At 68.5% G+C, this 26778-nt stretch carries 16 protein-coding genes; 11 read left to right on the forward strand and 5 right to left on the reverse strand.

The window, feature by feature from the left end; genetic code table 11:
- The first annotated feature begins 184 nt into the window (after positions 1-184).
- The gene (locus tag ABD901_RS34545; RefSeq protein ID WP_345133389.1) at positions 185-793 is read left to right on the forward strand and encodes a HEAT repeat domain-containing protein; all 609 of its coding nucleotides are present in this window, start codon (positions 185-187) and stop codon (positions 791-793) included.
- 283 nt (positions 794-1076) lie between these two features.
- Positions 1077-4277, forward strand: coding sequence for a HEAT repeat domain-containing protein (locus tag ABD901_RS34550; protein ID WP_345133391.1), 3201 nt, complete (start codon positions 1077-1079; stop codon positions 4275-4277).
- 27 nt (positions 4278-4304) lie between these two features.
- On the opposite strand, the gene ABD901_RS34555 is transcribed toward ABD901_RS34550, so the two are convergent.
- A complete protein-coding gene (locus ABD901_RS34555) occupies positions 4305-7796 on the reverse strand; it encodes a hypothetical protein (RefSeq protein ID WP_345133393.1) in 3492 nt (1163 codons plus the stop codon).
- A gap of 197 nt (positions 7797-7993) precedes the next feature.
- Between ABD901_RS34555 and ABD901_RS34560 the strand changes: the two genes are divergently transcribed.
- The 5 genes from ABD901_RS34560 (at position 7994) to ABD901_RS34580 (ending at position 11664) form a co-directional block, all read left to right on the forward strand.
- Positions 7994-8488 (forward strand): RHS repeat-associated core domain-containing protein, encoded by a 495-nt coding sequence (locus ABD901_RS34560; protein WP_345133394.1) that lies wholly within the window; start codon positions 7994-7996, stop codon positions 8486-8488.
- Between the two features lie 154 nt (positions 8489-8642).
- Positions 8643-8825, forward strand: a complete 183-nt coding sequence (locus ABD901_RS34565; protein ID WP_345133396.1) for a hypothetical protein — start codon at positions 8643-8645, stop codon at positions 8823-8825.
- Positions 8826-9122: 297 nt separating this feature from the next.
- On the forward strand, positions 9123-9347 hold the full coding sequence (locus tag ABD901_RS34570) for a hypothetical protein (protein WP_345133397.1): 225 nt from the start codon (positions 9123-9125) through the stop codon (positions 9345-9347).
- A 546-nt stretch (positions 9348-9893) separates the two neighbouring features.
- Positions 9894-10502, forward strand: coding sequence for a recombinase family protein (locus ABD901_RS34575; RefSeq protein ID WP_380132421.1), 609 nt, complete (start codon positions 9894-9896; stop codon positions 10500-10502).
- A 7-nt stretch (positions 10503-10509) separates the two neighbouring features.
- A complete protein-coding gene (locus tag ABD901_RS34580; protein WP_345133400.1) occupies positions 10510-11664 on the forward strand; it encodes a hypothetical protein in 1155 nt (384 codons plus the stop codon).
- Between the two features lie 582 nt (positions 11665-12246).
- On the opposite strand, the gene ABD901_RS34585 is transcribed toward ABD901_RS34580, so the two are convergent.
- Complete coding sequence (locus ABD901_RS34585) at positions 12247-17418, reverse strand: sacsin N-terminal ATP-binding-like domain-containing protein (RefSeq protein ID WP_345133402.1); 5172 nt, start codon at positions 17416-17418, stop codon at positions 12247-12249.
- 503 nt (positions 17419-17921) lie between these two features.
- Positions 17922-18326, reverse strand: a complete 405-nt coding sequence (locus ABD901_RS59195) for a helix-turn-helix domain-containing protein (RefSeq protein ID WP_380132430.1) — start codon at positions 18324-18326, stop codon at positions 17922-17924.
- A 211-nt stretch (positions 18327-18537) separates the two neighbouring features.
- On the opposite strand from ABD901_RS59195, the gene ABD901_RS34590 reads away from it, so the two are divergent.
- Together ABD901_RS34590 and ABD901_RS34595 are read left to right on the forward strand one after the other, a co-directional pair.
- A complete protein-coding gene (locus ABD901_RS34590; protein ID WP_345133404.1) occupies positions 18538-19863 on the forward strand; it encodes a DNA primase family protein in 1326 nt (441 codons plus the stop codon).
- Between the two features lie 1206 nt (positions 19864-21069).
- The gene (locus tag ABD901_RS34595; RefSeq protein WP_345133406.1) at positions 21070-21366 is read left to right on the forward strand and encodes a helix-turn-helix transcriptional regulator; all 297 of its coding nucleotides are present in this window, start codon (positions 21070-21072) and stop codon (positions 21364-21366) included.
- Positions 21367-21432: 66 nt separating this feature from the next.
- On the opposite strand, the gene ABD901_RS34600 is transcribed toward ABD901_RS34595, so the two are convergent.
- Positions 21433-22218, reverse strand: a complete 786-nt coding sequence (locus ABD901_RS34600) for a hypothetical protein (RefSeq protein ID WP_345133408.1) — start codon at positions 22216-22218, stop codon at positions 21433-21435.
- Between the two features lie 505 nt (positions 22219-22723).
- Between ABD901_RS34600 and ABD901_RS34605 the strand changes: the two genes are divergently transcribed.
- The gene (locus tag ABD901_RS34605; protein WP_345133410.1) at positions 22724-24541 is read left to right on the forward strand and encodes a S53 family peptidase; all 1818 of its coding nucleotides are present in this window, start codon (positions 22724-22726) and stop codon (positions 24539-24541) included.
- On the forward strand, positions 24538-25515 hold the full coding sequence (locus tag ABD901_RS34610) for a L,D-transpeptidase family protein (protein ID WP_345133412.1): 978 nt from the start codon (positions 24538-24540) through the stop codon (positions 25513-25515). Before ABD901_RS34605 ends, ABD901_RS34610 begins: the two co-directional genes overlap by 4 nt.
- Positions 25516-25761: 246 nt before the next feature.
- Here ABD901_RS34610 and ABD901_RS34615 read toward each other — a convergent pair whose 3' ends face one another.
- Complete coding sequence (locus tag ABD901_RS34615) at positions 25762-26316, reverse strand: hypothetical protein (RefSeq protein WP_345133414.1); 555 nt, start codon at positions 26314-26316, stop codon at positions 25762-25764.
- Positions 26317-26778: the final 462 nt, after the last annotated feature.

The raw sequence follows: 26778 nt of genomic DNA on the forward strand, positions 1-26778 counted from the left end.
TTGGCGCGCTGCTCGTGGGACTCGATGAGATCGACTGATCGGCGTACGAGGGGGCCTACGGCCCGGCCACGGAGGCGCCGGACATTCTGCGGGCGATGGCCGACCCGGATCCAGAGGCCGCCGGCGAGGGCCGGCACGGTTTCTCCTCGTACACAATCGGGGACAACTCCTCGTCACCCTCGGCATGCTAACCGACCCGGAACAGAGCAACGGCCCGGACCTGCCGGCGGTTCGAGACGCGATCGCCGCCCACAGCGGCGCTCTGGTGCCGCAGCTCGTCGATGCGGACCCGGAGGTCCGGGCGGGCGCCGCCTACGCGCTGGGCCGCTGCGGGCCGCACACCTTGGAGGCGCTGCGCGGCCGATGGGCGGTCGAGTCCGACCCCACGGTCCGGGCCGCGCTGCTGCTGGGCATCGCGCACCACGAGGGTGCCGCGTGCGCTGATCTGCTGCGCTCGGCGGCCACCGACGGGGCGGCTCCGGTTCCGGCGGCAGCCGCGCTCGCGTACGCGAAAGCCGGGCTCGCGGTGCCGTCGCAGACCGTGGCTGCGATGGCGGCGGCCTTCGCCGCCCAGGAATGGCGCACACCCTGGGCCGGGGGAGGCGCGCTGAAGGAGGCGCTGGAGCGGCTTGACGCCGAGTCGGCCGATGCGCTCGCGGTGGCGTTGCTGGATGGCGGGAGTGCGTCCGCTGGACGCGTCCGCCTGGCAGGAGCCTTGAGTTCCCGGTTCCGGGCAAAGCGGTCCGCGCCGACGGCGCTGATGCCCCGACTATGCGCGCTGCTGACCGGGTAGTCACCCACTCGGGTCTGGCAGTGTGCCCGCTCGTAGATGATGTTGGTGAAAAGCCACCAAGATCGGTGTCGAAGGGGGAACCCCCGCACGTTGCACCCCTGCGAAATCCAGGGGTTCATGCAGCGATCGTAGCTGGGCCAACCTGGCGTTTCAATCGCTGCATGAGTAGCTCGCTGCAAGGTGTGTCGCCGTTCTGTAACCTGCCTGCGGCGGGAGCATCGCCGGCGGTCGCGAAGCCCGTGTCGACCTGCTTCGAGCTTCCGAGGGTCGTAAACTCCGTGTGGTGCTTGACGAGTACGGCCCTGACCTTGGCCTGACTGACGTGCAGGAACTCTCGGCTAGTCGGCTTCTGCCACCCTTGTCGAGATTTCCTGACCCTCCTGTCGGTCAATCAAGTCGTTTGTTGCCCTTGCTTGAGCTCGGAGGCGGACACTTCGAGAGTTTTGGCCTTGAGGCCGTCGCGCATCTTGACGGGTTGACCGGGGCGCGGATCTACGGTCGTTCGGGGCAGGCGCAGCATGGACTCGATGTCTACGGCACGCGCCGGGACAACACGAGCGCCGTCTATCAGATGCGCTGCCGTAGGCAGGAGCTGACCCCTGCGATGCTCCGCAAAGCCGTCAAGGACTACTTCGACGGGGAGCAGCCGCACGCTGCAACCTCGTTCCAGCTGTGCTGGGCCGACAGTGTCGATGATGTTGCACTCGACGACGAGCTCCGGAAACTTCGGACGGAGTATGCCGGCAAACGCATCGATCTGCGCGATCAGAGGAGTTTCACCACTGAACTGATGGTCAACCGTCTGCTTGTGCTGCGCTGGTTCGGGGAAGCGACGACCGACGCCGTATACGGGGCATTTGCGCAAGCGCCGACATTCGAGGGTGCCGCTGACACTGACGGGCTCCTGAGGGGGCCGTTGGCCGCGAGCTATCTGATGGGCGATCTCGAGGACGCCATGAAGATGCGGGGCACTGATCCGGGTCGTGCGGCGGCACTGCTCGGCGAGATCGCCGACAAGATCGAGGCCAAAGGCTACCGAGTCCACGCCGCGGATATACGGGCCGAACGCCGGACCGCGCTGATCGCTGCGGGCCGGCTGGAGGAGGCCTATCGAGAGATCATCAGCGACCTCGAAGCACACGTCGATCGAGCAGGTTCTCTGCTGTCGTTCCCTGATTACCGAAGGCTGCTGGATCTTCGGTCGGCGATGACCGCGGGCGCGTTTCCACCGGCAACGCCTCGGCTTGCAAGCGATCCTGTTCCCGATCCGCCGGCAACCTCGTGGCCGGAGATGCATCCGCAGATTCAGCGGGCTTCGGCGCTGCTCAGCGTTGAGGCCGCCCGTGACGGGTCGGTCTCCGAGCTCACCGCGCTGCTCGAGGCAACGAGCGGTTTCGTCGAGGCGGGCGGGATGCGGCACGAAGGGGCTGTTGCGGCTATGCGCCGCGTCGCCGAGATGGCGCTGGTGTCCGAAAGCCCCGATGTTCTTGCCGGCCATCCCGGGTTACGTCAGTTCGTCGTCGGGCTGCCAGCAGGGCGCACAGCAGCAGAGGAAGACGACGACGTGCGCCTCCGGACAGCGATTGCTGATGCGTACGCCGATCACGATGTCCTCGAGTCGCAAGCCCGCTACGGCGTGATCCCGCAACGTCTCGTCAGCGTGGTACATGCCCGGCGCGCGAGATGGCACAGCTGGCACGCGAAGCCGAACGATGCCCATCGGGCATGGTTGGAGGCGATCCAATCTGCCAATAGCAGCAGCTCCCGCGAGGATGCGGGAGATTATCTCTGGGCTGTTCGCAGCATCGACAGCTTGTACCGCGAGTCGGGCAGCTTGGACGGGATCGAGTACGGACGTCGTGCACAAGCCGTTGTTCCCCGCGGGCGCGCGCTCTTCACCGACTCACAAGCTGAGATCAGCGCCCTGCGAGAACTCAGCCGACCGGGTCGGCTGGGCGGCGGGACTGGGTCGCACGCGAGTTCGGTCGGACGGCTGCTCCGAAGGCTCCTGCATGAGTCGATCATCCGAGCTGACCTCGCCGGAGAGCTGGAAGCCCACCGTTTGCTTGCCGAGCACTATCAGCGGGAGGCTGATCCATTGCGTGCGGTCTGGCACGCGCTTCGGGCGGGCGACGACAGTGTGGCTGTGGCAGCCGCAAAGTCGCTCGGTGCGGAAACGCTCGATGCCCTCGCGGGCGCGCCAATCGCTCCATGGTCGACGAAGGCATCACTCACGGCGTTCCGCACTGTTGGCGATGTCCTCACCCGCGAGCAGGTGGTCAAGTTCCTGCCCTGGATCCGGGATTGCCTTCGAGCTCGTCCGATCGTCGGCTGGAACGACAACGAAATCCGTGATCGTGCAATGCACGCGCTCGAAGCGGTCGCACTCCAGTTAGCGCCGGACGACGCGGCGTTGGTTGAGGAGATGATCGATCCGTACCTCAACCTCGATGTGCGGCAGAGCACTATGCGTTCGGCCGTCGGGGTCGCTGCCCGCATGCTGCGTGCGTGGCCCGACCTGTCCATGCCACGTCGTGTTGTGCTGTATGCCATCGAACGCTTTCCCGCGTACGTCGCAGAGGACATTCACCTCGCTGGGCCTGCATTGTGGCTGCTTGTCGGCGACCTTGAAGATATCGCCAATCGATCTGAATCCGACGAGTGCACGGCAGTCAAGCTGCTGATGTACCTTGGTGTCCCGCATCCCAAGGTGCTCCGTGGTGCGCGCGCTCGTGCCCGGGCAGTTCTTGATACCGCGACTCAGGTGGCGCGTGCGCAGTACGAGGTCAGCGGGCCCTCCCATCAACCGGCTGGTGTGTTCGGCAGGCTCCTGCCAGTCGCGGAAGTTGCCGACCTGGCGCGACAGCTCGTCAACATCGCGTGCGACGGACTGACCAGCGAGTTCGACCGAACGCAAGCAATCCTTGCCCTCGGTCACCTCGCACCCAAGCTGTCTGCCGGTCAGCGGGACAGTCTCTTTAACGGCATCTGGCCATTGGTCAACGGGTTGTCCCCGAGGGACGTGGACGTGCCGTTGGTCCGAGGGTCGCTGTCGCTGGCGGTACTACGCACCGCAGCGAAAGTGGCGATCGAACATGCGCACATCGGGGAAGTCCTGCGCGTCGCCCACGAATGGCTTCTCAGCGACAGCAGGGCCGGGACGGCCGCGTGGGCGATCGTCGACCTCGGCAACGGAGAGGCGCCGGGCACGCTGGAGATGCTTGTCGAACACCGTGATCCCGATGTTCGCGAAGCAGCCGCCGCGCTCTGGCTATGCGATCCATCCAACCCGGAGATCGGACGGCGACTGGCACGTGATTCCGAGACTGATGTCCGGCATCATCTAGCCCGCGGCCTGAAGAAGCTCGGAGCAGATGCCCAGGAGCTCCGGGATGAGCTCGAAGGGTGCCTAGCAGATGACTCAAGTGCTGACGTACGGCAGGCGATAAAGGACGTTGTGGCTGCTGGCAAGCCGCAACGCTGACAGGGCAACGAGCTGCGACTGACTACGTCAGACTGGTTGTGGCGGATTTCCGCGGCCGGAAGTCTGCAGGAGTGCTTGGTACGCGACAGCGGGGACGATGTTGGTGTCAACGGTGTCGATGATGGTGTCGGCTGTGCAGAACAGCACGCGGGGCATCCCCGCGTACGCTGCGGGCTCGACCCTTCGCGTGACGATCAGTCCTTGCACACTCCAGACCCTGTCAGGGTTTTCGACCCGCATCGCTCTGGCAACGGTGGATGCCGAGGTGCGGATCAGATCGACGTTTGCGAGAAGCTTGTCGATGTAGCCGCCGGTCTCGTGGAACTCGTCGATCGCTGTGCGCAGCTGGTGCGGGGAGAATGCGACAGACCGATCCTTGGCTTCGAGAACCCAGATCCGTCCCCGGACAGGGTCGATGCAGATTCCGTCAAGCTCTCTCGGCAGAGTGGGCAGCCCGAGGACCTTCGCCTTCTTGATGTTGCCGAGGACCTTCAAGTGGGTTCGTTGCGACAGTGTCGTGATGATCTCACGTTCCAGTGCGACGTTCCGGCGATGACGGAACGTCTGTAGCTCCTTGTTGACGGCACCGGGCAGCGCCGACTGGGGCCACGGGAGCCGGCCGTCAGAGAGATGCCCGAGCATGATCCGACGACTCATTGATGCCGCCCAAGGACAGAGGAACACGCCGTCGTCTCCCACGCCGACCAACGGTCGGCTTGCGAGCCGCACCGCGCGGCGGTCGAGTTCCCAATGCTCGAGCATCTCGCCCTTCAGCGCTGCCGGTCGCAGCGTGAGCCACTCCACCGCGAGCGTCAACTCCAGCAGGTCGCCGTCAGTCTGTTCGGCCGCCTCCGTCACAAGCACCGCCGACGGAACAAACACCACCGGCTCGCCGTCGTCGACAGGCCACGAGGCAACCGTGTCCAGCACACACAACAGCGTATGGACTCCGAAGCCGAGCGATGTCCGCAGCGCTGAGTCGACGCCGTCGATCTCTGGCCAGGCACGTTCGACAGTGTGTGGGGACGCGTCATCGGGAGACTCTTCCGGCTCGGACACCATCAGCCTCTGAGGTGGTGTGGCCGCCGTGAGCGCCCGGTTGAACGCCGCCACGTCCAAATCCAGGTCGGCCGGCCGAACGATGATCTCGTACCCGTCCGTGATCTCCAACTCGGCGCCAGACACCCGCTGGTGGATTGTCTCGCTCCGCATGCCCGACTCGAAGAGCAGGTAAGCGACGCCATAGATCCGTTGTAAATCCAGGAAGCGCGGAACATCCGCACCCTGCGGCAGGTCGCGAAGAACTTCCTCGACAGCAAGGGTGAGTGCTCGCGTGGCAGTCGTGATCTTCTGCCGGGCCTCCGTGAGGCTGTCCGTGTTGTCGACATCGGGCGTCGCGAGAGCGGCGAGCCGGCCCTGATGACCCTCGTCGCGCCAGCGGCCGAGGTGCACTCGCTCGAGATCCTCCAAGATCGCGCCGACGAGCGACGGCCCGTCGAATCGCGCCGTCGCTTCGAGGAGCAGGCCGAGCAACACCGGATAGATTTGCTGGCTCTCCAAATCTCGGGCGTCGGTTCCCTGGCGAGTGCCGGGCCGGATACCGAGCGTCAGCAGTCGCGTAGCCGCAGCGCGCTCGGCCTGGGCGCGGAAGGTGCCGTGCGGCGGCTGAAACGAGCCGAGCATCCGGGCGTGCTGCGGAGGTGCCGCCACATCGACCGCGATACCTGGCGGCGCAGCGACCCACGCGCTCACGAAGTCACGGGCCAGCGGATCGGGCAGACCGGCGGAGAACAACACCGCAACGTGGCGTTCCGCTGCTGACGCGTCGGCCAGCAGCTCCTCTCCGAAATCCTCGGAGAACCCGACGATGTAGCCGTCGTCGTCGGAGCTCCGGACAATCCGCAGGGAGTCGCCCTTGAGGTCGAGAGGGCCGACCACCCGGATCTGCACGCGCCGTGAACCAGCACCGACGGCGAGCGCTGAGGCTGCACCACCGACGTGCCGAAGCTTCCACAGGATCGCGTGGGCGATGTTCGCCGGCCGGACATGACCGTCGACATCGATGCGGTACCTGACACCGATCACGGTGCCGTCCCCGAGTTGGGCGACGTCAACCGCCTCGTTGCGGAACCGGTCAGTGAGGGCCGCAGCGTACGCTCCGCCGCGGTCCGGGGCACTCTTGGGCCAAGATGCGAGGCCGGGAAGCTCAAGGCGCGCCAAGGCATCCTCCAGCCAGCCGAGCTCAGCGTGAAGGAACCATTCGGCCCGCTCGTGATGCGGCTCGAACAGCAACATCGTCAACGGCGCGCCGAGGCGGTGGAACGCGCCATCGTTGCCGTGCCACGTCTCCCACAAGTCGAACGTGCCAAATGAGAACTGCCGCTCCGAAGTCGGCGTCTGGCAGTCGAGCAGGAAGACGGCTAGCTCATCTGAACGGTCAGCCCGAGCCAGGATCCAGCGCAGATCCTCGGCGAGCATCACGTGAACCGGAACAGTCTCATCGCCACGGAAGATCATCAGCTGCTCAGGTCCGGCTACCACGGCCAGCCTGACGACCTCCTCATCCTCGGCCAGCGTCATCTCACCCCGCGAGGTGCGGACCGTCGCGCCGGGAACGAACGCGCGAAGCCGATCCTCAACATCCGTCAACCCTTGCCCATCGATGTCTGCCACGATGACGTCGACGGCGAGTACCAGACCGTCCCGGATCTGCTGCAGCGCGATGACCGGACCGCAACCGGCGTCAGCGCCGACGGCCACAAGCGCGCCCGGACCAGAGATCAACGTCAACACCCGGTCGCGTGCAACCTTGACCCAGCGCTCCCGCACGTCCGATTCCTCAACACCAATCGCCTGAAGGACATGCATCGCCGCGTAAAGCCCGTCGACGAAGAACCCGACAGGGAGCGCGCGGAACTCCTCGCCATGCCGCACTGCAATGACAGGACCGAACGTCGCGGACTGTCCATCGACGGCTACCTCCAAGCTGTCCGGTGCGCAACTGGCCCACTGCAACGCGCGCTGCGCCCGGTCCGGGGCGTGACAACTCAACGCCGTCGACGCGATGTCAAGATTCGCGGCGGCAGCTGCTACCTCCTCGTCGCTGACGACAGCATCTCGCTCCCACACGGGCGCCAGCCGCTCATCCTTCGCCGGCCAGCACCCGGACAGCCGCTCCAGGCACCTATCCATATGGCGAAGCACGAGCTCCGTAAGATCCGCCAGGCCGAACCCCAGCCGTCGCTCGATCACCGGGTCCAGGGCTCGAGCGAGCAGCTTCGCGTCCTCGACGATGGACAGCGGCCGCTCCCAACCTCCAGGCGCAAGCCGGAACAGCTCCTGCCCAAACCTGGCGCGGACCCCAAGACGGACATCCAGAGGCTCGAATCTGTCACCCACCATCGCTGGGGAAGCCATCTCGGCTCCCTCTGCCATGAGCTCGCGAAGGTCGCTCGCAAGGGCGTTCACCGTACCGTCGACCTGCTGGCGGTGAAGCAGCGCGACGATCGGAGCAAGCACTGCCTGACGATGGGCGGCAGTAGGAGACACGCTCGCAGCGTCCAGGACCGTCAGCGCAGACCATCGCTCAAACCTGGCTGAATCTGTCAGTGGGGGAGGTGTCGACGGCACCTCGTCGGACGGCATGGTGAGAACGTTATGCGGATCGTTCTGGCACCTCCAAGCCGTTTTGTCGGCCGCGTCCCTGACCCGCAGGCGTGAGCGCTTGGGACTCCATCGCCGGCGTGTTCGAGCTGCGGCTGGACAAGGCCACCAACGTGGTCACCGGCACCCGGTACTACACAGCGCCGGGCACGGGCCTGGTCACCGTGCGGACCCGGGCCGGCCTGACCCGGATCGGCGCCGACGAGCAGGACATCGCGCAGGTCCAGGTCTCGGCGACCACCCAGCAGGCGGAGACCCGCCGGCAGAAACCGTTCGGCGAGCCGCGCGGCTCGTCGGTCACCGGGTGGACCGGCGACGCGGGCTTCGTCGGCGGCACGAACGACGCCACCGGGCTCGAGCAGGTCGGGGCCCGGTATTACGACGTCGCCCAGGGCCGGTTCATCTCCGTCGACCCGGTGCGCAACGCGCACGACCCGCAGCGGCTCAACCCTAACCCTGCCGGAGCCGTCGCCGTTCGGCCGCACCCGGAGTCCGCGGCCCAGATGACGTCGGGCGGGTTGGCCCCCGCCGCTCCTGCTCGCTCGTAAACCCGCTTGGTGTATTGACCAGGTCGGCTGGCCGGCGCTCCCGCTCCTGCGGCCAGCCGTCGCGGGGACGCAGCGGCGCGACCTCGTCGGGCCGCCCGGTTCGCTGCAGGAGGGTGTACAGCGCGTATCGCGCGGCCGGGTCGGTGCGCTTCGGGTGCTCGTGCAGCAGCTGCAGCGCTTGGTCGATCAGCGCATCCTGGCCACGCGCCGGGCGGGGAACAGCATCTTCTACCGCATCGTCGACGCCTGCGTACCGTCCCTGCTCGAGCTCGGCTGGTGCCTGCTGGACACCACCCAGACCACACCGGCACAAGCGCCGGCCGTGGACACCCCGTAGCAGGGTCGTGCGGGTGGGTCATGTGCCGATGACGCCGCTGTCGCGCTTGCGGATGACGACGGTGGCCGACTGAGCGGTCGCTGCTCTCCAACAGCTGGAGGCAAGTCCTTCCCTGGCCGTATCGGCAGCTAGCCCCACCCGTTAGTCAATCCGATGCCCCAACCGCACCGATCCGACCGGATCGGCCGGCAGTCGAGACGCAGGCACGCTGCAAGGAGGACTGTGGTTCGGCGCAGCGATGACCAACGGCTGGACCGCCACGCCGACCGCGGACGTTACCGTCCGCAGGACAGCCCTGTGGCGCCGACCGGCCGGGGCGCGGACAACCCGTACCGCGAGACTCCAGGCCACCCCCAGGCCGGCGGCACGCTGCCGATGGCCCGGCTGCTGCTCTCCCTCGCCACCGAAGCCGAGATCCAAGCCCTGGCCGCCGAAGCCCAGCCGATGACGGAAGATCAACGAGCCCGACTCGCCCGGCTGCTGCGGCTCAACCGCCTCAGCAATCGCCCGCCCCCTGCGTAGCGCAATGACGCGGTCGCCCGCATGCCAGCGGTTGGGCGGGAGCTACCACCATGAACGACTTCGGCCGCCGTGTGCGGGATCCGCGCACGATCCCGGCGTGGCTCGCGGACCACTGTTCAGCTCGACCAGGACCACCTCGGCCGGCACGTGCGCGACGCCTGTGGGCTGCCCGAGGACGCGACCAGGCCGGTCCTGACGCGGCGGCCGCGGAACGGGCGCGCCTTGCGCGCTCGGCGGCGTCGTCCGGCGGGAGGTCGTCGCCGGCGACCGGGAGTGCCAGTAGCAGGTGGGCGGGCTCGTCGAGCGCGGCGTCGTTGGGTGACTCGGGCGCCGCGCTGTCGCACATAGCGCGCGGCCGGCCTGCAGCGACGAGGTGGTCAATGGGTTGTATTGCGGCTCCTGCTGGCGTGGTTCGGATTGCGAGGTGTCGATCGATTCGGGTCACGAGCGTGACGATCTGCTGACGCAATGGACGAGCCAGACGCGCCCTGCAGCACGTTTGCGTCGGCGGCCGCCGGATGAGTTGGGCGGCCTGCGGCTGGGCGGGTGTCGACCGCGGACTTCCAGGAGCGGGAGTCGTCGCGGCGGTGGCAGCGGGACGCGGCCGAGAAGTTGATCGCCGGTCATGGTCGTGTCGTGGTCGAGTATTTTGACACGTCGCGGAGCCGGCGGCTGGCGTGGCCGGACCGGCCGCAGGCGGCGGCGTTGCTGGAGCGGTTCGCTGACTCGGACCGTGGTTTCGATGCGGTGGTGGGGGAGTACGACCGGGCGTTCTGCGGCACGCAACTGTTGACGCTGCTGCCGCAGTTCGAGGTGCGTGGGGTGCAGCTGTGGTTGCCAGAGGCGCACGGCCCGTTCGACATTGAAGACGCATCGCATCGCGCGTTGGTGATGCTGCTGGGCGCGCAGTCCAAGCGGGAGGTGCTGCGGGCGCGGTGGCGGGCGTTGCAGGCTATGCGGGCCCAGGCTCGCGACGAGGGACGGTTCCTCGGCGGCCGGCCGTTGTACGGGTATCGGCTGGTTGACGCCGGGCCGCATCCGAACCCGATGCACGCCAAATGGGGCAGGAGGCTGCAGCGGTACGACCCGGACCCGGCGACCGCGCCGACCGTGCGGTGGATCTTCGAACAGCCGCGCAATCGGCCCGCTGCGTAGTCCATCGTTGCTCCGCTCGATCGCGGATCGCGTCGGCATAAGCCAAGAAAACTCCAGTGCCGGCGACCCTGCGGGTCACTACCGTGAGAAGTCGGCGTCGACCGTCGAGCGGGGTTACGGGGAGGATCGGGTCGCGATGCAGCGCCTGGAACTGGTGATCGTGCAGTTTGAGGAGGTCAAGCGCCTCATCACAGTCGGACGGGTTCCTCAGCTGCGGCTGGCCCTCATCCTGCTCGACAGCGCCGTCGAACTGATCATGGTCCGGATGGTCGAAGCGGAGTTCCGTCATGAGCGCTTCGATTTCGACCAACTCGAGAACCTTCGCCGCTACGAAGCGTGGCAGCACAGCGACAACCCGATGCAGCGGCGGTTTGCGACCAACGGGCCGAGCCGTGACCAGATCGCCGCCGAGATCCGGCGGTTTGAACCGAGGGTGACGTCGAAGACCAGGCGGAGGAGAATCGACCGCATCTTCGACGACAAGATCGACTTCTTGGTCGAGCGGCAACTGCTGCCGATTGATGTCGCGCCAGCGCTGAAGAAACTACACGACTATCGGAACGAGACGTACCACCGCGACCGGCATCGCGTCGAGGTGATCCGGCCAGCGGTCCTGATCTACTTCGATGTCGCGTGCACGGTCCTGGACCACTACAACCCGGGTTCGATGATCGTTGGCCGGTCGTTCGGTCCTGAGTTGGCGCGCTTCCAGGATGGTTCTGGCGGCTACGACGACCCGTTCGAGCTTCCCCACCGGGCGGCGCGGCAGCTCCGGGAGGAGGTGGGCCTCGATCTTGCGGCGGTGCGCGCTGCGCTCGTCGCGCACCTCCTCGAACGTCTTGACGAACTCGAGTCCGGCCTTCGCTACATCGAGGAGAACAGTCCCAATAACCCGCGCCCTGGCGATGCGATTCGATGGATGCAGATCGAAGACGGCGACGTCGAGGCCATATTCGACGATGCCGCCTTTCGTCGCCGCGACTACCCGCTGACGATGGCCGACGTCACCTCCTGGATCGAGCGGGCGACCGCGATGGAGGAGATGACGGACAAGCACGCACTGTTCGCCGAACTCGCAGCTCTCGAGGACGCCTTCGAAGAGTTGGAGCGCAGAGTCAGCCAAGCAGTTTGGGATATCGACGAGCAGGCGAACATGCGCTGAGCTCCTGTTGGCGTCCGCAGCTGCTCGTTACAGTGCCGCAAGCTCAAGGTCGACCCGCACGGGAACCCCTTCCGCGGTCAATTGGTAGAAGACCCGGGCCGGCGCCCGGTCGCGGCTAGTCGGTGGCCCCCTTCGGTCTCGGATCGCGGCCACATCAACGGGCCATCAAGCTAAGATCGATCGACATTCAAGCGGATCCTCTCCGGCATGCAAAGGTTCCGGTTCTTGTTCGGTCGAGTGGGTTCGCGGCCAGCGTGATAGGCCGTCGTGCTTGGTGGACGAGCGGCGGTGGGGGAGGCGATCCGGCCGAGAGTCGCCTCCAAGCCGCGGTCACCATGCCGTGCTGCTATGGAAAATCCGCTCGCTGGCCGGCGGTCCCGGCGTGTCTGCCGGGCTGGCCGGCCTGCCGCCCCACCCTCTGCGCCCACGCTTGTACGCGCCGTGCCCGCTCCGGACCCGGCGCGCTGCTTCGGGCCGGTAACTCGTTGTCGACACCGGCCACTCCGCGTGTCCCGTTCGTGGACGGCCCTAATGCATCGGCGTCAGAAGAGGACTCGCCTTCTAAGCTAACCCGCCTGCGACTCAAGGGGTGGGCAGCTGAAACTGCAGGCGCATGCTGTGGCCGGCCACGCGGTAGAACTCGAAGCCGCCGGCGGCCAGCGGATTCGGCAGGATGTGGAGGCGGCGTCGCGCCGGATCGAGGGCGTGTGTGACGAAGGCGATCAGGTACTCCTCGTCGGCGGCGAGGGCCTGTGCCTTTCGGACCTCGGACTCGCCGAGGGCGATCTGGAGCGTGGCATCGGTCGTCGCCTTGACCTCGATGAGGATGCGCTTTTCCGGCGAGTTGACCAGGAAGTCGTAGCCGAGGCGGTCGTCGCCGTCCTCCGGGAACCGCGTCTGGCGGTAGGCAGATTTCCAGGTGGTCTCGGGTGGGTAGCCGAACTGATGCTGGATCCACTCGCCGACCAACAACTCGCCGGCGAGGCCGACTCTTGCGGTCACCTCCGGTGGCACCGTGATGGCTCGCCATCCCCCTCCGCTGCCGGGCGCGCGGAGCAGGGCCGGGTCGCGAGGCGGCGTGGCCGGCAGCGCGACGGGCCGCGGCGGCGTCGCCAGGACCTCGGCCGGCACGCCCGCGCGAACAGCGTCGATGAATGCCTGGGTCTCCACCGCGTCGTGACCGAACTTCTTCGTGCCGTAGGTCGTGGCCACCGAGGTCCGATGCTGCTGTTCGGTGGCTTGGGTCAGGCGTTCCTCTGCCTTCGCGAGGTCCTGCTTGGAAAGCTCCAGGAGCGCGGTCTCCTGCGGCATCGACTCCGGCCACTCATGATGGGCGTACAGCCAGCCGATGACGTGGTTCTGGGTGAGCCGGCGAAAGTCCATGCTGCCGTCCGCGGCCATCGCGGCGGCGACCGCCTCGGGCGCGCCGGGTCGACGCGTGCTGCTCGTCGCGGAGCGGTGCAACCACGCCTCCACCATGATCCGGGCGGCAGCCGTCGCGCGTATGGCGGTGCGATGGCCGGCCTCCCTGAGCTCCTTAACGGACGCCAGCCGTACCGCCGTCGGCGAGGGCGCCGGGCAGACCCGGCCGAGCCACTCCGCGACCCGTGCGCGGAGGACTGGCTCGGGAAGATCCCAGTAGCGATCCAGCCATTCCGGGTCGGGGCCGAGGCCGGGGAGGTCGCGTAGCCGCAGGTATTCGGTCAGCGGCTCGCCGCGTTCGGCCACGGTGAGGTACCGGTCGCGCAGCTCGTCCTGGATCTCGGTGCGGTGCTGCTGGAGGTGGGCCGCGAACTGCCGGATGTGCCCGTCGCGGTTGTGCAGCGGCGGCACGCCGGCGGCGCGGAAGCCCGCATTCGCTGCAGCGAGGGTGACGCCCAGCTTCTCGATCGTGACGTGCAGGTCGTCTTGGTCGGCGAGGGCGAGAACGGTGTCGGCATCGACGCCGCGCTCCGCGAGCCAGGCGCGAAGGTCGTCGCGCCCGTCGAAGGGCTCGCGGCGGTCCCGCAGTTCCTCGGCGACGCCGGTGTCGACGACCGCGAGGACGGCGACGATCGCGGAGTGGTCCGAGGGGTGGGCCGTGGCGTCGAGCACCAGCGCTTGCAGATCCTCGATCGGCACGCGCAGTGCCTGCGCGATGTCGGCGGTCGTGGGCGGCCGGTCGGCGCAGATCCGCTGCAGGTCGATGAGCGCCAGCTCGAGCGAGCGTTCGACCTGGGGGAAGCCGGCCAGCTCGGCGAGGGACCCGCAGGCGGCCCGCAGCAGCGTCCAGCGATCGGTGCCGGCGGCCGCGACGACGATGCGGGGCCTGCCGTCGGCCTCCATGAGAAACGACCGCGGGACGGCCCCGGCCCCGACCGGGTGACCGCCGACACTGGTGACGAGCGACTCCGCGGCGGCGATCTCGCACTGGCCGAGGCGCCGGCCGGCGAGCGCGAGTTGCTTGCTGCTGACCGTCACGAACGAGTCCTGCTGGAACTCCACGGCGCCGAGCACGAGCGTGTGCAGCCACCGCCCGGCGAGGTCGTCGAGGCGCCGGTACGCGAGGTCTGCGGCTGGCCGTCCGTCCGCGGTGACCTCGATGATCACGGCGGAGGTGCGAGCCAGCCGCAGCGGCCCGGACCGCTGCAGGAGGTCGTGGACCTGGGTGGCTAGCCGGTGCTTTCTGATCGCGAGAATCGCGACCGGCGTTTGGCCGAGAAGCCGCTCTTGGGCGACGCCGGCCTCGTCGCGGACGTACACCGGCTCGCCCTCGTGGTCCAGGTCGGTCACCTCCAGCTGGGTCAGCCGGGAGACAACGATCCGGTGCGGGGGCGCGGCCGCCGCGCCGAGGTCCTCCCACGCCTCCTCGTACGCCTTGCGGACGCTCGGCGGGATCGGGCCGCCACCCTGCGAGCGGTGGCGCGCCACCAGGTCAGTGAGCTCGTCCAGGCGGCTGCGCGCGGTAGCCGGGTCGTCCCAGAAGCGGACGCCGAGGCGGGCAAGCCGGGTCAGCACGCGCGGCGTTGCCAGCCCTCGCAGGCTCGACGGCGGCGCCGGCAGATAATCGGGCGTCTCCGCCGCGCGGAGCCACCAGGCGCGGTTCGGTGGCGCAAAGCTCAGCCGCGTGCGGTCCCCGGGCGCGGTCTGCGGAATCCAGTCGGTGGTCGCCAGGAACGCCGCCGCAAAGGTCGGCCAGGCCGGCCGTGTGCTGTCGCTGTCGCGAGTGAAGGTGAATTCCAGGGCCGAGTCCGGCCAGGAGTCGAGTCCCCGCAGGATCAGCTCCGCGTAGAGGCGACGCGCCCTGGCGTCGAACTTCGACCAGTCCTCCTGGGCGGGGAGAAACGCGACGTTGGTCGTCGGCCGGTAGTACACCGTCTGATGAAGCGGCCCGCGCCGGGGCCACCTCGCGGCGACCTCGCGCCAGCGTCGCTGGTCGTCGCCGGATACTGGGATCGATATCAGGTAGCTCGCGGTCGTAGGGTCGGCGACCTGGGAGCCCGGCAGCGCCAGTGTGCTCGATCGGATCCAGTTCGGCCTGAGCCCGTGGCGGACGCCGGTCGCCTCCAGAAACGACCGCCACGGGTCCGGGTCGATGTCGCCCAGGTGGGCGGGCTCGATCGTGGCGTCGCCGATCCGCCGGAGTTCGGCCGAAGCGTCCCCCGCCGCGGCGACCAGCTGGGCGAGGCGGGTGTCGGTCTCGCCGGTGGCCCCGCCCCAGCCCGGTCCGAAGTTTGCGGTGTTCGCCATCCTCCAGCCCGATCTCGTCGGGACCCACAGGCGGGCGTCGCGGACCGCCTGGGGGCTTACGTCGCGAGTTGCGCGATGCCATACCTCGAACGCGAACTCCAGGCACTGCCACAGCGTCTCGGTCTCCCCTGGATCGATCGCCTGCATGGCCGAGCCGATCAGGCTCAGTACCGTGTCCGTCCTATAGTCCCGGACAAGGTTCTGCGACTCCAGCCAGACACGGCCCCGGCGCCTACGTCGTTCGGCCGTCAACCACGGGATGCCGGCGAGCATGAAGGCCAGCCGCTTTCGCACCGCGGCGGGCGGTACGGTCGCCTCGGCCCCGTCGTCGTCGGTCGTCCTGACGAACACGCTTGTGTCGCTGCGCGGCGACAGGAGCTTCCCCTCGTCGTCAACAAGGATTCGGCGTTCCCGCAGGACCGTTTCGTCGAGCCGCTCGGCCTCCAGGTCGTCGTAGAACTCGGCCCACACGTCCGGCTCTGCCGGTCGGCTCGCCAACGCCTCCGCGACTTCCTCAGCGAACGCGGCGATCTCCGCCAGGCTTGGCTGTATCGGGACGCCGAGCTCCCGGGCCAGCGCCAACAACCGGCTCTTTCGCGATGCATGAACCGCGGTGTCGACGATTGGCGTGCTCCCGGCAGCGGCCACCGCTTCGGCGGTGAAGACGGTGCCCCGGCCTGACCACAGCTTTGCGTTGGCCAGGCCGGTCCGGCCGTGATCCGGGCCGAGCATGGGTACCAGCGGAAGCTCGGCGAGCTCGACGCCGATCTCGTCGAACGCCTTCCGCAGCCGGGGCAGTTCTGTCTTCGTCCAGCAGACGAGGTCGAGGCCGACGTCGTCGGGCAGGCCGGACGGGTAAGTGACGGCCTGGGCGCAGAGCCGGGCTACCTCGGTGAGGAGCAGGTCGTTCAGGGGAATCGAGGGTGACAGGCTCCGGCGGTCGAGTTGGGCGAAGAACGGCGCGTTGACGAACGCCGGCATCGGTGCCGGCGCTGCCTCGCCCATCGGGAGGAAGGTGTAGAGCCGCCCGCGCTCCAGCGGCCGGTCGAGTGGGAGCGCGACGCACACCTCGGCGTCGCCTTCCCATTGGTCCCAGCCGGAGTTCAGTCCGCCCTCGTCCCGGCTCTGCTGAATGATCCGGGTCATCGCGGCCTCGGCGATGGTGCGGCGCAGGAGCAGGTAGGCGCTGCCGTCGACGTGCACCTCCTCGATCGCGCGGGCAACTGGACGACTTGATCGAGTGAGCAGGTGCGTGTGCTCGGCGCCGTCGGCTGTGCGCCTCCGGACGGCTATTTGCCCGACCCGCTCCAGGAAGAGGTTGAACGGCACGTCCGACGACGAGAGCTCGGCCAGTTGCTCCCGGGCCCGCTGCCGCGCTGCCGCGGAGCGCAGGATAAGCCGTATCACCGTGGCGAACCCGTCCCGCTCGAACTCGGTCACGCGCGCCGGAATCTCGTTCGTCGGGACCGTGACCTTGAGCGGGGAGACGTTGTCGCGCAGCTCCTCGGCCAGGTCCGGCCGGTCGGGCGCGACCCGGGCCGCGAGGGCATCGAAATCTGCCGGGCCGGCGAAACGGAAGCAGAATCCGTCGAACGTCGGCGATTCCTGAGCGGACCGGCTGTAGACCTCCGGGCTGGCCGACAACTGCAGCACGCTCTTGAAGCCGACACCCTTGTTGCCGATGCCCTGGTCAGGACGCTTGCTGCTCATCGCGATCCGGCACATTGAGTCGAAGTCGTCGGGACTCACCGGTTGGCCGCCGTTGGCTACGTAGAGCACTCCGAACTCGTGCTCGTCCTCAGCGATCAGGAACTCGATCCGGCCGTCCCGACGATCCGCGGGATGCGCGTCGTGGCCGTTCTGCAGCAGTTCGACGACCGTCCGCCCGTCGTAGTCGGCTGCGATGACGCCCTGGATGAACTCCTTCTGTTCCCGTGTCGCCGGCTGCCCCAGCCGCTCGCCCTCCAGGTAGAGCTCAGCGATGGTGTCTGCCTGCCGTACGACCCGGTCTCGGAAGCCGCTCACCAGCCCAGCGTGCCATACGCTGGCCTCCACGGTGTGCGGCACGATCGCCCCTGGACCCCGAGTCGCAGCACCAGATCCTTGACGGCGGCGGGCGAGTTCGACGTGCGGTGGCGAACCGCCGCATCAGCTCTCACCCCGTCAGCGGCACCGACCAAACGTCCCGCACCGGCGACACCAGCTCCGACCCGGCCCGCCACCACGCCGTCCTCCACCGCAACAACCATGATGGACCCAACCGCCAGCGCGTCTCGAACCCCGACAAGATGCGGCCCGTCCACACAGAGATCCCAGACGATGCAGCTGGAACGGCAGCCGCGACGCCATTGGCCCGGATATCCGCATCCGTTATCAGACACGCGCCAGGGCGCGACAATCTGAACTTCTGTACCCCCGCAGGCCAGAGGGCGTGTCGGCGAGCCCGGCCAACTAACCTCTGCGGCCGTGGTCAACTCCGCCCATGCAACTCCGCACTGCGCAGCTGGTCGAGGCGGTCAGTGTGGCCGCTAAGGCGCGCGCCTCCGCCGAGTTCGTCGACGGCTTGTGGCAGGGTCGGCGCGTGTGGCGGCCACCGGTCTGAACGCAGTGCGCAGGTCTTCCTCGGTGAATCGGACCAGACGGCCTTGGGGGCTTCGGCGGCATGAGATCGCGCCGGCGGCTACGGCCTTTCGAAGCAGGGACTCTGAAACCCGAAGAATCGCTGCAGCTTCCTTGTAGGTGTAGAGCCTGAACTCGTCGGTCATGGCTCGTTCCTCCCGTGCCGGTGTGCGCGACCGTTGTGCCCTCACGCTACGCAGGTGCGCGTTGCTGCTCCTACGTATCGGTTCGTGTTGCTCCCTGCTGACACTGGTCGACACCTGGTGGCACCTGTTCGTCCTTCCAATGCGGCATTGAGAATCGCGAAGTCGCATGGCGAACCACCGAACTCGGTGAAGGCGCCGTCATGTGTTCGTTTCGGTGAACGCGCCTCCGAGGTGCTCGCGGGGTACTGGCCGCCCGCGGCGTCGGTGTCGTGTTTGCTGATCTACCTGAGCGGGGTGGCTGCAGGTGAGCGAAGAAGGTCGATCAGCGCGCCCACCTCATGCCTGGGGTCCGACCGAAGATGGCCTTGCGCAGGCTCTTGTGCACAGACACGGTCGCGAACTGAGGTCCTGTCCTCAGCGCGGCGCGTGGTTGCGCTGGGCCGGTCATCGCTGGGTTTGGGATGAGGCGGACTCGCATCGCGAGTTGATCAGGGCGTTGGCCCGCGAACTGCCGACGTCAACCCGGTGGCGGCGGTTCCGCCAAAGCGCCCTGTCAGCGGGTGGTGTTGCGGGCGTTGCACGGCTCGCGCGGTCCGATCCGCAGCTGGTAGTCGAGGTCAGTCAGCTCGATGCGAGCCCGTATGAGTTAAACACCCCAGGCGGGATCGTCGATCTGCGCACCGGCGAGGTGGCGGCGCCGGACCCGGCTCGTCTCCATACCCGGTCCACAGCTGCCGCGCCGGACTTCGATCGGCGGGCAGAGCGCTGGGAGCGGTTCCTCGGTGACACATTCGGCGACGACAACGGTCTCCGAGACTACGTGCAGCGGCTGCTGGGAGTCTCCGCGATCGGCGCAGTCCTCGAGCAACTGCTGCCGTTTGCACTCGGTGCTGGCGCGAACGGTAAGTCGACTCTGCTTGAGGCGTCGATGCATGCGATGGGCCTCGGCGGGTCGGGATACGCGATCGTGGCATCGTCGGAGTTGTTGATGCAGCGGCAGTTCGCCGATCACCCTGCCGAGCTGGCGCAGCTGCATGGCGCGCGGCTGGTTGTGTGTTCGGAGCTCAACGAGGGCTCGCGGTTCTCGGAGAGCCGGGTGAAGCAGCTGACCGGTCGGGACTCGATCTCGGCTCGCTTCATGCGTGGGAACTGGTTCACCTTCGCGCCGTCGCACACGCTGTGGCTGCTCGGCAACCACCGTCCGGAGGTGCGTACCGGCGGCCTGGCATTCTGGCGGCGGGTACGGCTGGTGCCGTTCATGAACACGTTGCCGGAGGCCCGGCAGGATCGGCATCTGGGGGAGCGGCTGGCCGAGGAGGCGCCGGCGGTGTTGGCGTGGATCATCCGTGGCGCCGTCGACTATCACCGCCATGGCCTGGCCGAGCCGCAGTCGGTCCGTACGGCGACCGCGGCGTACGCCAGCGACGAGGATACGGTCGCCCGGTTCGTCGCCGAATGCTGCCACCTTGCCGCCGACCAAGCGCTCGTGCGCGTGGCCACGACCCGGCTCCGGCGCGCGTATGAGCTGTGGTGCCAGCAGATCGGAGACAGGCCGGTCTCGGCGAAACGACTCACCCAGGACCTGCAGCGACAGGGTGTCGGCACGGCCCGCGGCGCTGGCGGCGCACGGCACTACGTCGGCATCAGTTTGCTGATCGCCGAGGACGCGGATGAGGACCTGGACGACGCGTCCGGCGGCCGTTAGGCCCGCCTGCACGAAGGAGGGTCGCGGGCGACATCCCTGGCGCCCCGCGGTCTGCGTCTCGACTCGCGACTGCGGTGGCGTCTCTGGCCCGTGGCTCAGAGGCAACACTGCCAACCGTCGACCGGCATGCGAAGTGGCCGATGCCGGCACAGTCACCCCGTTGCGGAGTGACAGGTGACAGATGTTGGCGCATTTCCAGGTTGTTCTCTCGCGCGACTACCGCCTTTCGGCACGAATGTCAATGCACCGCATGCGAATGTAACGCCTGTCATGATCCGACTGAACATGCCTGGCGGGCAGTGAAGCGCGATTCCGAACGCGCCCGGCCTCGAGTGGATCGCTCGCGCGCGCGTCACGCGCGTGCGCGGTGGCCAAGCCGGGACGGCGCCGGAATCTGTCACCTGTCACCAGTCGTGGCGATCGACAGTCGTTCCGGCAAGATTTGAGTAAGCGCCGAGCGGTGTTGAGCAAACCCATTTCCACCGGCTCAGCGACGTGCGGAATGAGCATGCTGCCCGGCAATCGTTACGCAGCGTCAGCGCGCTTGGGGGTCGGCCGGGGTGAACCGAGAATCGTATATGTTGGAACGATCGCAGATTCATGGATTTGTTGTCGGAAATACGACATGATCCAGTACGCAATCGTTACCGATAAAGGCTTGTGCGGTTGAGGTCTGTTGCCCGTGCATCTTGCCTGCTGAGCGGGGGTGTCGATGTGTCGATGCGTGGGCAGGCCAAGTGAAGTGCGTAAATTCGCTCTGGAACGACTTGTCGGCGAGCGTGCGCCACGGCACAGGGATCGTTCGGCATTGATCTTGACACCGGTTGCCCTGCCGTGTTTACCTCGCCCAGGTGTGCGGCTTGTGGGCGGCTGATCACTGTCAGCCAGTCGTGGGCTGCGATTACACAAGGTCAACGGAAGCGATGTACGGGGCATCGCAGACACCGCCGAGTTTGGGGAACCGTCGGACATCGAGCGCGGGCTTTGGGGGAACGAGCTTGCGCCGTTGTGCGGTAGTGATGATCCATCGGCGGTCGACGGGGGTGTTTCGTACCCACCGACAGGAGGGTGCTGACCAATGCGGGGCAAGGCGGGTGAACAGCAGGCATCACGGGCGCAGTCGTACCTTCGGCGCGTTCGAGGCCGCTCAAGATCGGGACGTAGTGTGCGTCTGGACATGTCGCGGCGGCGGTTCGGTGGTGTGGCATGACGGGGCAGGAGCCGCCGGAGCGGTTGCCGACTCCGGAGGAGATCAAGAACATGACGCCGGGGCAACGGATCTTCCACTACCGCAGCCTGCGCGGGTATTCGCAGCAGACGTTGGCAGCTCGGATGCGGCTCATCGCCGTGCGGTACCGCGGATCAGGCGTGGATCGGCGCCAGATTTCGCGATGGGAGAGCGACATGCACACCCCGGACACGTACAGCCGGCATTTGCTGGCTGAAGCGTTGGAGGTCCGCGTTAAGGACTTGGGGCTTCCGCCGAACCCGTACTTCCGGTAGCGGTAGGACGACGTCGTGCTCGGCGCGGGAGGGTCTGCGGACGCCGCTGCGGACCGGCCGCTCCGCTCACGACGACGTCCGCGCCTCGCGTAGGCCCTCGCCGGGCGCGCGGGCCAGGTGGACCAGCCCGGCTGCGTAGGCGTGCAACGCCTCGGCGAGATCGGTCGGGCGTTCGACCGCGTACACCGCGCCAGGTTCCGTGAACAGGTTGCCGGGCGCCTCAGGGTCGGCGGGCATGTCCTCGACGTGCACGGACGTGTGATCGTCGAAGCGGTCGAGCGCTTCCCCGACCTGCCGGTACCGCTCCACCGCGTCCAGCACAGCGCGGTACTCATCGACCGGCAGTGCCGCTGGCGATGTGGCATCGCGAGCGTCCGTGTGGAGTGCGAAGGCGAGGTACCCGCCAACCGGGACTTCCTTCGCCGATGCGACGCTGCGAATGTCGGTGAGAAACGCGGTCGGGTCCAGCAGGAACTGTTCGACCGTGGGCACCGTCACCGGGGTTGGCCGGCCGGCTTCGGATGGGCGCGTGCGGGCAACGACGAGGGCGTCGGCATAAACGGCGTACTTGAATGCGGTTCGGGTGTAGAGCACGGTCAACCGGTCGGCTTGGGCGACTGTGGCCCGGGCCAGCTCCTGACGGACGCACCGCTCGATCGGCCCGACGTGGTCGGCCGGCCCGTACTGTGCGGCGTGGAGCAGGTAGTCGGCCTGTTGCTCATCGGCGGCAGCTTTCACCAACGCTCCGGCCGCTACGTTGGCCGCATGGCCGAGGTCGGCGAGTTGCCGCTCGTGTTCTGCCGGCAGGGTGCTGCGCCCGAGAACCTCGTGCCAGAACTGCCCAGACCTCACGTGCCGTGGCCCCCTCTTCGTCAGCCGCTCGCTGCGCGGCCGTCTTCATCGTCGCGGTTCGCTGCTGCCCTGCATACCCATCGCTGCGTCGCTTGGCACCCCTTGGCACATTCCGCTCGCCTCGGCGAACGACCAGTGTCGTTGGCGTGACCAGCTCGATCGAACCTCCAACCAGTTCACGGTGTGGCCACGCCCTCAACGCGGCACGGCTTGCCGCGCGATGAACGTGGCTGAGCAACACGGCTTCCGACATCGCTCGCAGACCGACCTCCGGGGGACCGCTGGAGTCCGCGGTCCGTGGCAGACCCATACCCAGCAGTCGGCCGGAGGGCCTGGTGCATCGCCACGAACAGGTCGTCCATGACCACGGTTGGCGGCATCGGTCGAGCCGACGCACCGGTGACCTGATCGTCACCGTATCAGCCCAATCTTCGCATTGCACCGTCTGCCCAGGAACGGTGTTGTCGATCTCTCCGGCGCCAGCCAGTAAGGAGTACGACCCCTCATGCGCCTTGCACGCACTGTGTTGGCCGTCACGAGCGGCGCTATCATCGCGCTGCTCGTCGCGGTCAGCCCTGCGCATGCCACGCCCATCCCACCCGGTGGCGGCGGTGCCGTCGCCCCGGATCAGACGATCACCGTGACCCTGACGCTGACCGGCGCCGATCCCAGCGTGGTCCAGGCATACGCTGCGGCCGTCGCCGATCCGTCGAGCGCCAACTTCGGCCGCCACCTCACCCACCAGCAGCTGCGCGACCGCTTCGGCGCCGGCCGGGACCGGATTGCCCGGGTCACCGCGTGGGCCGACCGCGCTGGGTTCGCCGTGCGCGGCCTCGACGACACCGGGACCAGACTCACCCTGACCGGGACCGCCCGGGCGGCGCGGGCGGCGTTCGGTGTGCAGCTGTCCATGCAGACCCGCCACGGGGTGCGGGCGCTGACCGCGTCCGGGCCGCCGCGGTTGCCGGCGACGGTCGCTGCCGACGTGCAGGCCGTCACGGGTCTCACGCCGCCCATCGCCCGGCCGCTGTCCGTGCGTCCGGCGACGAACGTGCGGCCGCTCGCTGATGGCCAATACTGCGCGACCGTCTGGGGCGAGTGGAACAAAGGCTCGGTCCCGCAGAAGTATCCCGCGGGCCGGCAGTCCAACCCGATCTGCGGCTACAACGGCGCCCAGCTGCGCGGCATCTACGGCCTCGGGTCTGGCGACCGCGGGGCCGGGCAGACGATCGTGATCGTCGGCGCCTACCACCAGAGTTCGATCCTCGCCGACGCGAACCGGACCTTCGCCACGAACGGCGTCCCGCAGTTGCCCGCGGACCGATTCGCGGTCAAGAGTTACGCGCCGACGTCCACTGTCGAGGGTTGCGATGTGGCGAACTGGAACGTCGAGGAGGCGCTCGACGTGCAGGCCGCGCACACCATCGCCCCGGACGCGCGGATCGTTTACGTCGCCGCGCCGGACTGCACCAAGCTCGACACGACCGTCGCCAACGTGATCGCCGACCCCAGCATCGACACGACGATCATCTCGGCGTCGTGGGGGATTGTCGGCGAGCCCGACAACCAGAACCTCCTGCAGGCCGACAACGCGATCCTGGCCCGCGCCGCGATCCTCGGCGTCGGTGCCTACGCCGCGTCCGGCGACACCGGCGACAACAGCGGCGTCGACGGCGCCGCCGGCCGGAGCGTGCTGTTCCCCGCGTCGAGCCCGTGGGTAACCGCCGTCGGCGGCACCTCGACCGGGGTCGGCGCGAACAACAAGCCGGTCTTCCAGACAGGATGGGAGTCCGCCGCGAGCCGGCTGCAGGGCGGCACCTGGCAGCGGCTCAGCCCGCCCCTGGTCGGCGGCGCTGGCGGCGGCGCGTCCAGCTACTTCGACAAACCGTCCTGGCAGGCGAACCTGCCCGGCACCCGCCGCTCCGTACCGGACATCGCCGGCCTCGCCGACCCGTACACCGGGTTCCTGATCGGCTGGAGCTCGGGCGGGCAGTACCGGACCAGCCCGATCGGCGGCACCTCCCTCGCCACCCCGATCCTGGCCTCCCTCGCGGCGGTCGCGCAGGGCCGCGCCGGTGGCGGCGCGGACATCGGCCTGGCCGCCCCGATCCTGTACGCCAAGGCCGGCACCGGCGCCACGACCGACGTCGGCCACGTTGACGCCGGGATCTGGACCCCCGGGATCAGTACCAGCCTGCCGACCGGGGACTACCTCATCGACCTCGACGGCGCACCGCAGAGCCTGCGGACCGGGCCCGGCTACGACCACGTCACCGGCCTCGGCACGCCCGGCCCGAACTACCTCACCGCGCTGGTCTCATGACCCGGCACGACAGCGACTTCGAACGGCACCGCGCCGCACCGGCCGGCGAGCCCGGCCAGCATCTGCGGCCGGTACCGCAGCGCGCCACCGGGCGCCGGGCCAGACACACCGTGTGGCCCACCGCCGCCGTCGTCGCTGTCGTGGCCGCCCTGCTCACCGCCGGGGTGATCCTCACGGAGCATCGCCCGGCACCACCGGCGCGTTCCTCGGCCATGCCGCCACCGCCCGCGGGCAGCGGCCACGCCGAGGAACCGTCCGGGCTGGCGGCCGTGCCCGTCACGGCGCCGAATTCGGTGCCGCACGTCACCGCGGCGGACTTGGCCCGGCTGCCCGAGGCTACGACCGACACCACCATCCCGGGTACGCCGGTCGACACCGACCGGGCAGCCGGGACCGACGGCGCCGTCGTGCACAACCGGACCCCCGTCGCGGTCTTCGACACGCCGGGCGGAACCCCCTTCGCGCGGCTTCCCACCACCCAGGCGGGCAGCACGACCTGGTTGCCGGTTACTGACCGGCAACCAGGCTGGGTGCGCGTGCTGCTGCCGAATCGGCCCAACGGCGCCGCCGGGTGGCTCGACGCCACAGCGGTCGACGTCGCCCGTACTCCGTACGAGATCCGCGCCAGCGTCCACACCAGGTCGGTGACTCTGATCCGCGACGGCGTGCCGGTCGGCCGGTGGACGATCGCAGTCGGCGCGGCGAGGACACCAACACCGACCGGCCGGACGTTCCTGCTCGCCCAGATCCACGACCCGGCGCAGACGTTTTCGCCGGTGATCCTGGCCCTGGGCACCCACAGCGCCGTCCTGGCCAGCTACCACGGCGGGCCCGCGACTACGGCCCTGCACACCTGGCCCGACCACACCGTCTTCGGCCATGCGGTCAGCAACGGCTGCCTGCGCATCCCATCGCCAGCGCTGGCCGCCCTGACGAGCGTGCCGCTGGGCACCCTCGTGCGTATCGACCCCTAACCCCATACGGCGCCCTTGCTCGCGCCCGCGTACTCCGGCAACGCGCCGGCCGCTCCAACCAGCCCCATCCGACCGGTCCAACCGGCCCGGATACGGGACGTCCCTTCACCTCGAGGAGTTGCTGCTCGTGCAGACCAGAACCGTTCGCCGTCTCGCCGCGCTCGGCGTCGTCGCAGCCGGCGGCTCGCTCGGACTCGCCCTGTGGGCCAGCTCCGCCGGCGCCGCCGCCACTTACCACGACGCCGCCTACGGCATCTCGGCCAGCGGCGCCGCACCGATCGGCGCCACCCCGTCGGTCACCTCGACCGACGGCAGCACCCGTACCGCCAGCGGTGGCGCGCACTCCTCCGACGGCACCGTCACCGTCAGCGCCGCGACCGTTCGCGCCGGCGGCGGGAAGGCCACCGCGACCGTGAGCGGCTTCACCGCCTTCGGTGGGCTGGTCTCGGCGTCCTCGGCGTCGGCGTCGTGCACGAACGGCGAAGCAACTTCCAGCGTCACCGGCACCGCAGCCGGATCGCTGGGCAAGAAAGGCACCGTCGAACACGGCGTGAAGATCCGCAACAGCAACGGTTCCGTCACGATCATCGCCATGCGGGTCACCATCAAAGCGGGCAGCGGCACCGAAGCCGCCACCATCAACGTCGCCGTGGCTACCTGCGCCGCGCCGGGCGGCAACCCGACCCCATCGGCGACCACCGGCAAGCCGAGCTCGGCGCCGCCGAGCAGCAGCCCGACCGCCTCACTCAGCGCCAGCCCGAGCACTGGCCCGACCAGCGGACCCAGCAGCGCGCCGCCCACGACCGGGCCGACTGGTACGCCGACCACGAACCCGACCGTTGCGCCGTCTGGCGGCGGTACCACGTCAGCAGCGCCGGTACCGACGCCGGGGCAGACGCATGCCCCAGTGACTGGCTAACGCACACCGGCACCACCGGCGCCCAGGCCGACGGCGGTCCGCCACTCGGCCCGGCGGCCCTGTGCAACCCGACCATCAGCCGCGCCCGGTATCACCGCGGACCCGACCGGCGAGCGCATTCGTTGGGCGATGCCGGGGACGCAACGGCGGGCAACAGCACATCGACACCGGCGAGGCCGGCACACCCGATGCATCCGGGAGTGCCGGCCTCGCCGCCGTTCGGAGACTGTCCACTGGCGACCGTCAACAGTGGACGTGGCACGGCACGGCACCCCTTGGCCCGTTCCCGGCACGGTCGCCGGCGGGCAGGGTCGAACTGTGATCGTCGCGCGTTCGTCCGTGTC

This window comes from Dactylosporangium darangshiense, assembly GCF_039537565.1.
Lineage (GTDB): Bacteria > Actinomycetota > Actinomycetes > Mycobacteriales > Micromonosporaceae > Dactylosporangium > Dactylosporangium darangshiense.